The organism is Streptomyces sp. NBC_00704, assembly GCF_036226605.1.
In the GTDB taxonomy this organism is placed as follows: Bacteria; Actinomycetota; Actinomycetes; order Streptomycetales; family Streptomycetaceae; genus Streptomyces.
The window spans coordinates 4,529,353-4,540,885 of sequence record NZ_CP109000.1; the positions used below are offsets into that span (position 1 = coordinate 4,529,353).

The following is an 11,533-nucleotide window of genomic DNA, read 5'->3' on the forward strand; positions in this document are numbered from 1 at the left end:
CGGCGTCCCTGCCGGACGCCGCCTGGGACCTGGTCCCGCCGGGGCGCCGGGCCGCCGCCGCGCTGGACTGGCACCCCGAGCACGGCGACCGCTGCCGGCACCTGGTCTTCACGTCACCCGGCCCGGACCGGGACGGGCTCGCGTCCCTCCTCGACTCCTGCCTGCTCACGGACGCCGAGTACGCGGCCGGGCGCACTGCCTGGCAGCAGTGGCCGTCCGCCTTCAACAGCCTCCTGGAGGTCTGACCCCATGCCCAGCAAGCCCGCGCGCAAGCCCGCGCGCGTCTCCGGGACGCACGCCGGCCGCGTCCCGGCCCAACCCGCTCGACCAGGCGGGCGTCGCCTGCATCGACTACAAGGACACCGACCTGCTGCGGAAGTTCCTCTCCGACCGCGGCAAGATCCGCAGCCGCCGCGTCACGCAGATCACCGCCCGGCAGCAACGGCGGCTCTCCCGAGCGGTCAAGAACGCCCGCGAGACGGCGCTGCTCCCTGACGCGACCACTCGCTGACCCGCCCCACCGCCCGGCCGCCCGGCCCGGCCCCTCTCCCGGTGGCCGGATCCGCTCAGGTGACGGCCGGGCCCGTCCGCAACCCGCCCGAGCCGTCCACCCTCCGGCTCGGGCGGGTCCGTTCGGCGTGCCGGTCCGGTCCCGGCCGCTCACCTCCCCGCCCGAACGCAAGCCGGAACCGGCCGGAGAGCGCCGCGAACCGGTCGAGAAGTGTGGCCATCCGGTCGAGGAGTGTGGCCGACCGGTCGACCGGCACGGCTGCCGTCCCCGCCCGAAGTACACCGCTTCGCCCCCTCCGAGGGGCCCGGGGGTGTGTCCTGTACGCACCCGTCCCGTCCACCACCGGCCCGCCGAAGACCTTCGTCGTGCTTAGACACGGCCCACTGCTCCCTTGGACGGTCTCCATCGTTCGTACGAGCGAATCCCGTCCCGGCGTCCACTCATGCGGGCCGTGCGCCCGTTGCCCCACCGCGACGACCGGCCGACCCCCGGCTCATGCGTCCGGCCGCCCCCGCCTCACCTCCGCGTGCCACTCCACCTGCACCCCCACCTGTGCCTCCACCTGCGTCTCCATCCCACCTCCACCCCGACCTCCACCTCCACGGCCTCTTTCGTGCTCCCGCGTGACCCTTGGCCGCGGGGGCCCGGCCGTCGTCGGCGGACGCCGCCGGCACGAGGTGTCCCGGATCGCGGGGCCCCGCCCCAGGGCAGTCGGCTGTCGGCGTCGCGCGGTCCGCCGGATCCGTGCGGAGCGCTGAGCGGAGGCCCGGAATCCGCCGGAACGGCGTCTCCCGGACCGGCGCCGTCGATCTCCGCCGTGCGACCTCGGCCGATCCCGTTTCGCCGCCGACGGAACAGGACGGGCATGCTGAGCGTCTGTCCTCATATATGGATGGTTCGATCCGTACGACTTTCGCGGGGGCCCGCGAATAGGACCGCGAAGCGGAACGAGCCGGGTAAAGCAGGCGTCAAAGCTGTAACCACTCAGGCACCGCGCGTGCACGTGCATCTGCTCATGCGACTGCACGTGAACGGGGCTATGATCCGGAACAGTTGACAACGGCACCAATGGCCACACGAGCCAGTGCACCACCAGGGAGCGACCTGTGGACCACCACGTTGACGGGGGGCACGACGTGTACAACGGCATGACGGCCACACAGCTGTACGGGGTTGCCTGGCAGAAGAGCCGGCACAGCAACTCGCAGGGTTCGTGCGTGGAGTTCGCCCGGCTGCCGGGCGGCGACGTGGCCGTGCGCAACTCGCGTTTTCCCGACGGTCCCGCGCTCGTCTACACGCGCGCCGAGATCGAGGCCATGCTGCTGGGCATCAAGGACGGCGAGTTCGACCATCTGATCGCGAGCTGACGGCGCCCGACATGATTGCGGTCACCTCTGCTCCCGTCCCGGCCTCCGCTTCCGCCCCCGTCCCGTCGGATCAGAGGCGGTCCGGTCTTCGCACTGCGGTGCGACGCGCGTAGAACCGCGGCGTCACGGCGCGCCGCGGTTCTTCACCGTGCGGGGGTGGGCAGCCGGAAGAGGGCCCAGACGACCTTGCCGCGCAGAGTGCCGGAGAGCGGGTGCCAGCCCCAGCTCTCGGCGAACGAGTCGACGAGGAAGAGGCCGCGCCCGGACTCGGCCGAGAAGTCCTCGCCCTCACGGGGCAGTGGGCTGTCGTGGCTGGGGTCGCGCACCGCGCAGACGAGGCGTTCGGTCCACCGCATCAGATGCAGGCGCACGGGCGGATGCCGGTGATCCGGTCCGACGGGAACCTCGTCGGGGGCCAGCCCGTGTCTCAACGCGTTGGTCACCAGCTCCGAGACGACCAGGCAGACGTCGTCGAGACAGTCGCCCACGTCCCACTGCCCGAGGGTCCGCCTGGTGAACTGCCGGGCCTCGCGCACCGCTTCGAAGCGGGTCGGCAGAGCGCAGGAGGCGGCGTTGGACACGGCCGCGGGATCAAGCGGCGGAAGGCCCTGCCGTAACGGCTCGAGCATGGTCGATCCATTCGTCCCCATGCGAGGCACTCCCGGGATTCGCGGTCGTTGCGATGCAGCGGTGGCGCGAGACCATGGTTTCGGATGCGCACGGTGGATGCAAGGGCAGATGCACGTGCACGTGACCGAAATGGACCCGCCCGTACCGCTTCTTGGCCATTTTTTCCGCCAACTTCTCGCCCAACACCGCCACTTCCCTTGCTTTCTCCTCACTCTTCCCGCGCATCCCTCTGTGCGTATCCTTCTGTTTCTTTCCATCTCTGTAATCGGACGAGTACTGCTCGAAGTGTTTTAGTGGCAGACTCGGTCCCCAGGACGGTTGGGGAGGCTGGCGAACGTGAGCGTGGGAGAGCCCGGATCGGTGGTGCGGCGGATGCTGCTCGGCTCGCAACTTCGGCGGTTGCGCGAGACGCGCGGCATCACCCGCGAAGCGGCCGGATACTCGATCAGGGCGTCGGAGTCGAAGATCAGCCGGATGGAACTGGGCCGGGTGAGCTTCAAGACCCGTGACGTGGAGGACCTGCTCACGCTGTACGGCATCACGGACGACACGGAGCGCCAGGCGCTCGTCGGACTCGCCCGCGAGGCCAACGTGGCCGGCTGGTGGCACAGTTACTCGGACGTCCTGCCCAACTGGTTCCCCACCTACGTGGGCCTGGAGGGCGCGGCCGCGCTGATCCGCGCGTACGAGGTCCAGTTCGTGCACGGCCTGTTGCAGACCGAGGCGTACGCCCATGCCGTCGTCAGTCGCGGCATGAAGGGGGCGTCGCCCGCCGACGTCGACCGGCGCGTGGCGCTGCGGCTGGAGCGGCAGAAGTACCTCGTCGCCGAGAACGCCCCCGACGTCCACATCGTGCTGGACGAGGCGGCGCTGCGCCGGCCGTACGGCGACCGCGAGGTGATGCGCGGGCAGCTCCAGCACCTGATCGAGATCTCGGAGCGCCCCAACGTGCGGCTACAGGTGGTGCCGTTCAGTCTCGGCGGCCACTCCGGAGAGTCGGGCGCGTTCACGATCCTGAGCTTCCCGGAGTCCGACCTCCAGGACGTCGTCTATCTGGAACAGCTCACCAGCGCGCTCTACCTGGACAAACGCGAGGACGTGGCCCAGTACGAGCAGGTTCTCGTGGAGCTCCAGCGCGACAGCCCAGGCCCGGACGCGAGCCGGGACCTGCTGCGCGGTCTGCTCCAGCTGTCGTAGGGATTCCCCCGCGGGGGCCGGCGACCGGTCGAAGTCCCCGCCAACTCCCCTGAAACCACCGTACGATGACGCGTGATCAGATCGTGATGCCGATCGATCGAAGCCGATCGCAGCAGGGGATTGAGGGATCGCATGTCGTCATACTTCACCGACCTGGCCCAGCAGTACATCGACGGCACATGGCGTCCGGGCACCGGGTCCTGGGACATCATCACCATCAATCCCTATGACGGCGAGAAGCTGGCCTCGATCACGATAGCCACGGTCGAGGAGGTCGACGAGGCGTACCGGGCCGCCGCCCGCGCCCAGAAGCAGTGGGCCGCGACCAGCCCCTACGCACGCCGCGCGATCTTCGAGAACGTGCTGCGTCTGGTCGAGGAGCGCGAGGCGGAGATCAGCGCCCTCCTCGTCGACGAGGCCGGCGGCACCTTCGGCAAGGCGGCCTTCGAGCTCCACCTCGCCAAGGAGTTCCTGCGCGAGTCGATCCACCTGGCGCTGCGCCCCGAGGGCCGCATCCTGCCCTCGCCGATCGACGGCAAGGAGAACCGCGTCTACCGCGAGCCGGTCGGCGTGGTCGGCGTGATCAGCCCCTTCAACGTGCCGTTCCTGCTGTCGTTGAAGTCCGTCGCCCCCGCGCTCGCCCTCGGCAACGCCGTGGTGCTCAAGCCGCACCAGAACACCCCGGTCTCCGGCGGCACGGTGATCGCCAAGCTCTTCGAGGACGCGGGTCTGCCGCCGGGCCTGCTGAACGTCGTCGTGACCGACATCGCCGAGATCCGCGACGCCTTCCTGGAGCACCCGGTCCCGCGGGTCATCTCCTTCACCGGCTCCGACAAGGTCGGCCGCCATGTCGCGACCGTCGCCGCCTCGCACTTCAAGCGGACCGTCATCGAACTCGGCGGCAACAGCGCGTTCGTGGTGCTGGACGACGCCGACGTCGACTACGCCGTGGACGCGGCGGTGTTCAGCCGCTTCGTGCACCAGGGCCAGGTCTGCATGGCCGCCAACCGGATCCTGGTGGACCGCGCGGTCGCCGACGAGTTCACCGAGAAGTTCGTCGCCAAGGTGCGCACCCTCAAGGCGGGCGACCCGCGCGACCCGCAGACCGCGATCGGCCCGCTGATCAACTCCTCTCAGGCGGAGGCGGTCTCGGCGGTGGTCGAGCAGGCCGTCGGCGAGGGCGCGCACGCGCTGGTGCACGGTACGACGGTGGGCAACGTCGTCGAGCCGTCCGTCCTGGCCGACCTGCCCGCCGACTCCGCGCTGCTGCGGCAGGAGGTCTTCGGGCCCGTCGTGTTCGTGAACACCTTCGACGGCGAGGAAGAGGCCGTACGGCTGGTCAACGAGTCGCCGTACGGGCTCAGCGGAGCCGTCCACACCGCCGACGTCGAGCGGGGGGTGGCCTTCGCCAAGCAGATCGTCACCGGCATGTTCCACGTCAACGACGCCACCGTGCACGACGAGCCGATCGTGCCGTTCGGCGGCGAGAAGAACTCCGGCGTCGGCCGTCTCAACGGCGAGTCGACCCTGGAGGCCTTCACCACCACCAAGTGGATCTCGGTCCAGCACGGCCGCAGCGCGTTCCCCTTCTGAGCGCGCGCCGGGGCGGGCGGGAAGGCGCCCGCGGCATCCGCGCGCGGGGGCGCGCGGCCCGCGGGCGCCCGCCCGGCACGCCCTAACCTGGGCGCATGTCAGCGATCCGTCTTCTCGTCCTGGGGGCCGTGCGCCAGCACGGGCGGGCCCACGGTTACCAGGTGCGCGGCGACCTGGAGTACTGGGGCGCCCACGAGTGGTCCAACGCCAAGCCGGGCTCGATCTACCACGCCCTGAAGCAGATGGCCAAGCAGGGACTGCTGCGCGAGCACGAGACGGCTCCCTCCCCGGCGGGCGGCCCGCCGCGCACCGAGTACGAGATCACCGAGGCCGGCGCCGAGGAGTACTTCCGGCTGCTGCGCGCCGCGCTGACCTCGTACGACCAGAAGACCGACGTGAAGTCGGCGGCCATCGGCTTCATGCTCGACCTCCCGCGCGCGGAGGCCGTGTCGCTCCTTCACGAGCGCATCCGCGGCATCGAGGCGTGGCGGACCGCCGTCACCGCGCACTACCTCCCCGAGGAGGGCCCGGAGCAGCTGGGCCACATCGGCGAGATCATGAACCTGTGGCTCCACACGGCCGACGCCGAGGCCGAGTGGACCCGCGGCCTGATCGCCCGGGTCGAGGGCGGCGCGTACACCTTCGCGGGCGAGGGCGAGCCGTTCGTCGGCGTGCTGGCCGAGGGCGAGGAGAACCCGTACGCGACGGGCGAGCGGCACCCCGGCGACGCGCACTGACCAGCCGCCAGGAGCCTCCTCGGCCCCGCCCGTGCGGGATGCGGGGCGCGGGATGCGGCGCGACGGCCGAGCCCGGCCGGCCGGCCGGTCGCCGGACCGGTCAGGTGGTCGGTCGGTCGGTCAGGCGATCGGGCATCCCGCTCGCCGCCCGCCCGGACCTAGTGGTGGAAACTCGTCGCCGCGCCCTTGTCCCGGATCGCCGGACCGGACTGGCGTCGCAGCTCCGGCAGCAGTCGCGTCAGGTCCTCCACGAACAGTTCGGCCAGGTCCTCCGAGAAGCCGTTTCTGCACACGACCCGCAGCACGGACAGGTCCTCCCGGTTCGCCGGGAAGGTGTACGCGGGCACCAGCCAGCCGCTCTCGCGCATCCGCCGGGACACGTCGAAGACGTCGAACGCCTCCACGCCCTCCGCCGTGGTGAAGGCGAAGACCGGCAGTTCGTCGCCCCGGGTGAGGAGCCGGAAGTCGCCGAGCGCCTCCACCTGTCCGGCCAGCCGGGCCGCCACGTCCCGCGTGCACTGCTGGACCGCACGGAAGCCCTCCCGGCCGAGCCGCAGCAGCGTGTAGTACTGCGCGACGACCTGGGCGCCCGGGCGGGAGAAGTTGAGCGCGAACGTGGGCATGTCGCCGCCCAGGTAGTTCACGCGGAACACCAGCTCCTCCGGCAGGGCCTCCTTGTCGCGCCACAGCGCCCAGCCGACGCCCGGGTAGACCAGGCCGTACTTGTGCCCCGAGGTGTTGATGGACGCCACGCGCGGGAGGCGGAAGTCCCACACCAGGTCCTCGTCGAGGAAGGGGGCGATCATCGCGCCGGACGCGCCGTCGACGTGCACCGGAACGTCCAGGCCGGTGCGCTCCTGGAGCGCGTCCAGCGCCGCGCACAGCTCGGCGATCGGCTCGTAGGACCCGTCGAAGGTGGAGCCGAGGATGCCGACGACCCCGATGGTGTTCTCGTCGCACAGCTCGGCCGCGAGCTGCGGGTCCAGGTGGAAACGCTCCCCCTCCATGGGGACCAGCCGGGCCTCGACCTCCCAGAAGTTGCAGAACTTCTCCCAGCAGACCTGGACGTTGATGCCCATCACGAGGTTCGGCCGCGCGCCCGGGTAGCGGTCGGCGTTGCGCCGCGCCCACCGCCGCTTCAGCGCCATCCCGGCGAGCATGCATGCCTCGCTCGACCCGGTCGTCGAACAGCCCACGGCCGCCGAGGGGTCGGGCGCGTTCCACAGGTCGGCGAGCATCGCCACACAGCGCCGCTCCAGTTCGGCGGTGCGCGGGTACTCGTCCTTGTCGATCATGTTCTTGTCGCGGCACTCCGCCATCAGGACGCCGGCCTGCGGCTCCATCCACGTGGTCACGAAGGTGGCCAGGTTCAGGCGCGCGTTGCCGTCCAGCATGAGTTCGTCGCGCACCAGCTGGTACGCCGTGGACGGGGGCGTGGGGCCGTCCGGCAGACGGTGCTTGGGAGGCGCCTCGATCATCCCGCTGACCGGATCGGCCTCGCCGTAGAAGGGATTGACGGACAGTGGGCGCTCGTCGGGCTTCCGGGGCCCTTTGTGCAACGGCATGAATGCCTCCTGATGGGTCGAACGGGTGTCAGCGGACCGGAGTTCCGTCCGCGCGCAACTGCATCTGCGGCCGCCCCGTCACCAGCAGCCAGGCAGGCAGCGTGGCGATGCACAACAGGGCGATGATCGACGCCGAGGCCACCAGGACGGCGGCGACGAAGAGACTCACCCAGCCCTGCCGGGTGATGGCCAGGAGCACGCCCAGCACCCCGGCCGCCACGCCCACCGAGGGATGGACGCCGGAGACGAGCGCGTGGGCGGTGAGACCGAACGCGGTGCCCACGAACACGGCCGGGAAGATCCGGCCGCCGCGGAAACCGCAGGACGCGGCGACGAGCAGCGCGGCCAGCTTCACCACCGTCATCGTGGCGAACTGACCGGCCGTCCAGCCCTCCGGATCGGCCGCGAGCTCCCCGACCTCGTCCAGCCCCTTGAAGAGCGTCAGATGGCCGCCCAGCGCCCCCAGCAGGCCCAGGACGACGCCGCCGAGCGGCAGCATCAGCATCGGGTGCCGCAACCGCGTGAACACGCCGTGGACGTACGGGAAGGCGCGGACGGCGCACAGGGTCAGCAGCGCGCCCGCCGAGGCGATCACGAGCGCCGCCAGCAGATCGCCCCAGCCCGGCCGGTCGAGTCCGGGCAGGCCCAGGTCGAAGGCCGGATGCGCCACCAGGGTGGTCGTCATCGAGCCGGCCGACGCGGCGACCAGCGGAGGGAACACGTGGTCCCACAGCGGCCCCTCGCTCTGCCGCCCGGCCAGCGCCTCGGAGATCAGCAGCGCCGCCGCGACGGGCGTGCCGAACAGCGCGCCGACGGTCGCCGCCTCGGCGAGGACCGCCCACAGGGCGCCCGGCGCCCGCGGCGCCGCCCGGCGGCCCAGCCAGACGGCCAGTCCCACGTTGACGGCGATGATCGGGTTCTCCGGGCCCAGGCTCGGGCCGCCCGCCAGCATCAGCGCCGTCGCCACGACCAGTCCGGGCAGCACCGCCGGGGGCAGCACGGGCGCGTCCAGCCCCATCGTCGCCGGATCGGGTCCCGCGTGTCCCGGCGCCTTCCACACCACCAGCCCCACCGCCACGCCGGTCGCGGTGAGGACGACGAGTATCCACAGCACCGAGTAGCGGCCCACGTCCAGCGCGTCCGGAAGCGTGGCCCACAGCACGTGCTCCAGCCGCTCGGCCACCCCCTCCACCAGCAGGAGCAGCACCGACGCCAGCACCCCGACCAGCAGAGCGGGCAGGATCAACGGCAGCAGGGCGCGCGCCGGCGTCGCCGCGGAGGCGGGCGAACGCTGCGAGGTGTCCTGAGCCACGGGCTCACGATAAGCGGACGAAACGGACATGACATCCGGAACGCGGACGCCTGCGGGGCATCCCGCTTGCACCTCACGCGGCGTGAGGCAGCACCGTGGAGCGCGTACAGGGAAGGGAGCGCACGAAGTGAGCTACTCGGTAGGACAGGTCGCCGGATTCGCCGGTGTCACGGTGCGCACACTGCACCACTACGACGACATCGGCCTGCTCGTCCCCGGCGGGCGCAGCCACGCGGGTCACCGGCGCTACGACGAGGCCGACCTCGACCGGTTGCAGCAGATCCTGTTCTACCGCGAGCTGGGCTTCCCGCTCGAAGAGGTCGCGGCCCTGCTCGACGATCCGGCGGCCGACCCGCGCGCGCACCTGCGCCGCCAGCACGAGTTGCTCACCGCACGGATCGAGAGGCTCCAGAAGATGGCCGCGGCCGTGGAACACGCCATGGAGGCACGCAAGATGGGCATCAACCTCACACCCGAGGAACGGTTCGAGGTCTTCGGCGACAAGGACCCCGGTCAGTACGCCGAGGAGGCGGAACAGCGCTGGGGCGGCACGGAGGCGTACGCCGAGTCGCAGCGCCGCGCCGCCCGCTACACCAAAGACGACTGGAAGCGCCTGCAGGCCGAGGTCGACGACTGGAGCGGGCGCTACGCCGCCCTGGTGGCCGCGGGGGAGCGGCCCGCCGGCGAGGCGGCCATGGACCTGGCCGAGGAACACCGGCGGCACATCACCGCCTGGTACTACGACTGCCCCTATGAGATGCACGTGTGCCTGGGCGAGATGTACGTCTCCGACGAGCGCTTCAAGGCGTTCTACGACGCCATGCGCCCCGGCCTCGCCGAGCACCTCAGGGAGGCGATCCTGGCGAACGCGGCCCGGCACGCGGGGTGAGCCACGGCCCGGCCGTCCCGGTCCCGGTCCGGGGCTACTCCCGGGCCAGGACCACGGCGGTGCCGTAGGCGCACACCTCGGTGCCCACGTCGGCCGCCTCCGTCACGTCGAAGCGGAACATCAGCACGCCGTTGGCTCCCCGCGCGCGTGCCTGCTCCACCAGTCGTTCCATCGCCTGGTTGCGGGTCTCCACCAGGGTCTTGGTCAGCCCCTTCAGCTCACCGCCGATCATCGACTTCAGACCGGCGCCGATCTGGCTGCCCAGATGCCGTGAGCGCACGGTCAGCCCGAAGACCTCGCCGATGACCTGCTGCACCCGGAACCCGGGCACGTCGTTCGTCGTGACGACCAGCACGTCCGACTGGGGGCCCTGCCCGCCGCCGTAATCCTCGATACCCATGGCTCACAGCTTCGCCCCGGCACGCGCACGGCGCATCCCGAGGACGCCCGTGGAACCTGGGGTCCGCGCGGTGCGTTGATAGCTTTGTGCGGCCGCAGCATGGACGCTGCACTTCCCCCACCCCCGTCAGGAGCCCGGAAGCGTGACGACGATCGCCCTCGGACCGAGCTGGCTGGACCCCGACTACCTGCTCGACAACTTCGGCATCTGGGGCCTGTTGCTGATCGTCTTCGCCGAGTCCGGCCTGCTGATCGGGTTCTTCCTGCCGGGTGACTCGCTGCTGTTCACCGCCGGGCTGCTGATCACGTCCAACCAGCTGGACTTCCCGCTGTGGGGCGCGGTCGCGCTGATCTGCACCGCCGCGATCCTGGGGGACCAGGCGGGCTACATGTTCGGCAAGAAGGTCGGGCCGTCGCTCTTCAACCGGCCGGACTCCCGGCTCTTCAAACAGGAGAACATCACCAAGGCGCACGAGTTCTTCGAGAAGCACGGCCCGAAGTCGCTGATCCTGGCCCGCTTCGTGCCCATCGTGCGCACCTTCACGCCGATCATCGCCGGCGTCAGCGGCATGCGGTACCGCTCCTTCCTGACCTTCAACGTCATCGGCGGCGTCCTGTGGGGCGCGGGCGTCACCCTGCTCGGCTCCTGGCTGGGCAACATCGACTTCGTCAAGAAGAACATCGAAGCGATGCTCATCCTGATCGTGCTGCTCTCCGTGATCCCGATCGCCATCGAGTTCCTGAGGGCCCGCTCGAAGTCGAAGAAGAGCGCCTCGCGGACCCCGGCGCCGGCCCCCGAGCAGCAGCACGGGCCCCAGCAGCAGCTCCCCGTCATGGACGACGCGACCACGCAGCTGCGCCGGATCGACGGGCACGACCAGCAGTACCCGTACGGCGACCAGTACGGGGGCCAGGGCCAGCAGCCCCACGGTCAGCAGAACTACGGCCAGCAGCAGCCCCACGGTCAGCAGAACTACGGCCAGCAGCAGCCCCACGGTCAGCAGAACTACGGCCAGCAGCAGCCCCACGGGCAGCAGAACTACGGCCAACAGAACTACGGGCAGCAGGCCCAAGGGCAGGACTTCGGGCACCAGGGCCGGCAGGACGACCACTACGGCGCGCAGCAGCAGTACCCGCAGCAGCAGGCGTACCCGCAGCGGCAGCGGCAGCGGCACGCCCAGGACGACTGGCCGCAGCAGCCGCAGCAGCCGCAGCAGGCCCAGCCGCAGCCGCAGGAACAGCCGTACGGCGCTCAGCCCAACGGCTCCGGCCACCACGGCCACCACGGCCCGTACCCCTACGACGACCAGGGTCACTAGCGGCGGGACGAGGG

The 11,533-nt window shown here is 70.9% G+C and carries 11 protein-coding genes and 1 pseudogene; 8 read left to right on the forward strand and 4 right to left on the reverse strand.

From position 1 onward, the window contains the following. Positions 1–2: 2 nt before the first annotated feature. From OG802_RS19785 to OG802_RS19795, 3 genes and pseudogenes are all read left to right on the forward strand, one after another. A pseudogene (locus OG802_RS19785) lies at positions 3–245 on the forward strand (cobalamin biosynthesis protein CobW); the annotation flags it as partial. Continuing rightward, positions 242–511, forward strand: coding sequence for a 30S ribosomal protein S18 (rpsR, locus tag OG802_RS19790; RefSeq protein WP_329417208.1), 270 nt, complete (start codon positions 242–244; stop codon positions 509–511). The pseudogene OG802_RS19785 and the gene rpsR, both read left to right, overlap by 4 nt. Before the next feature lie 1,148 nt (positions 512–1,659). Beyond that, entirely contained in the window at positions 1,660–1,878 is a 219-nt protein-coding gene (locus OG802_RS19795; protein ID WP_052183895.1) for a DUF397 domain-containing protein, read from the forward strand. 143 nt (positions 1,879–2,021) lie between these two features. Here OG802_RS19795 and OG802_RS19800 read toward each other — a convergent pair whose 3' ends face one another. Continuing rightward, positions 2,022–2,507, reverse strand: a complete 486-nt coding sequence (locus OG802_RS19800) for an ATP-binding protein (RefSeq protein WP_329412303.1) — start codon at positions 2,505–2,507, stop codon at positions 2,022–2,024. 373 nt (positions 2,508–2,880) lie between these two features. Between OG802_RS19800 and OG802_RS19805 the strand changes: the two genes are divergently transcribed. The 3 genes from OG802_RS19805 to OG802_RS19815 all read left to right on the forward strand — a co-directional run bounded on the left by OG802_RS19805 (position 2,881) and on the right by OG802_RS19815 (position 6,035). Next, on the forward strand, positions 2,881–3,705 hold the full coding sequence (locus OG802_RS19805; RefSeq protein WP_329417213.1) for a helix-turn-helix domain-containing protein: 825 nt from the start codon (positions 2,881–2,883) through the stop codon (positions 3,703–3,705). Positions 3,706–3,837: 132 nt separating this feature from the next. Beyond that, positions 3,838–5,298, forward strand: a complete 1,461-nt coding sequence (locus OG802_RS19810; RefSeq protein WP_329412305.1) for an aldehyde dehydrogenase family protein — start codon at positions 3,838–3,840, stop codon at positions 5,296–5,298. A 95-nt stretch (positions 5,299–5,393) separates the two neighbouring features. Further along, positions 5,394–6,035, forward strand: a complete 642-nt coding sequence (locus tag OG802_RS19815; protein ID WP_329412307.1) for a PadR family transcriptional regulator — start codon at positions 5,394–5,396, stop codon at positions 6,033–6,035. Between the two features lie 158 nt (positions 6,036–6,193). Here the strand turns inward: OG802_RS19815 and OG802_RS19820 are convergent, their stop codons facing one another. Both OG802_RS19820 and OG802_RS19825 read right to left on the reverse strand, forming a co-directional pair. After that, the gene (locus OG802_RS19820) at positions 6,194–7,600 is read right to left on the reverse strand and encodes a glutamate decarboxylase (RefSeq protein ID WP_329412309.1); all 1,407 of its coding nucleotides are present in this window, start codon (positions 7,598–7,600) and stop codon (positions 6,194–6,196) included. 28 nt (positions 7,601–7,628) lie between these two features. Further along, complete coding sequence (locus tag OG802_RS19825) at positions 7,629–8,912, reverse strand: ion channel protein (RefSeq protein ID WP_329412311.1); 1,284 nt, start codon at positions 8,910–8,912, stop codon at positions 7,629–7,631. A 127-nt stretch (positions 8,913–9,039) separates the two neighbouring features. Here OG802_RS19825 and OG802_RS19830 point away from each other — a divergent pair, with 127 nt between their 5' ends. Beyond that, a complete protein-coding gene (locus OG802_RS19830) occupies positions 9,040–9,801 on the forward strand; it encodes a MerR family transcriptional regulator (protein WP_329412313.1) in 762 nt (253 codons plus the stop codon). Between the two features lie 34 nt (positions 9,802–9,835). On the opposite strand, the gene OG802_RS19835 is transcribed toward OG802_RS19830, so the two are convergent. Beyond that, positions 9,836–10,201 (reverse strand): YbjQ family protein, encoded by a 366-nt coding sequence (locus tag OG802_RS19835; RefSeq protein WP_329412315.1) that lies wholly within the window; start codon positions 10,199–10,201, stop codon positions 9,836–9,838. 142 nt (positions 10,202–10,343) lie between these two features. Between OG802_RS19835 and OG802_RS19840 the strand changes: the two genes are divergently transcribed. Then, complete coding sequence (locus tag OG802_RS19840; RefSeq protein ID WP_329412317.1) at positions 10,344–11,519, forward strand: DedA family protein; 1,176 nt, start codon at positions 10,344–10,346, stop codon at positions 11,517–11,519. The last annotated feature ends 14 nt before the right edge of the window (positions 11,520–11,533 follow it).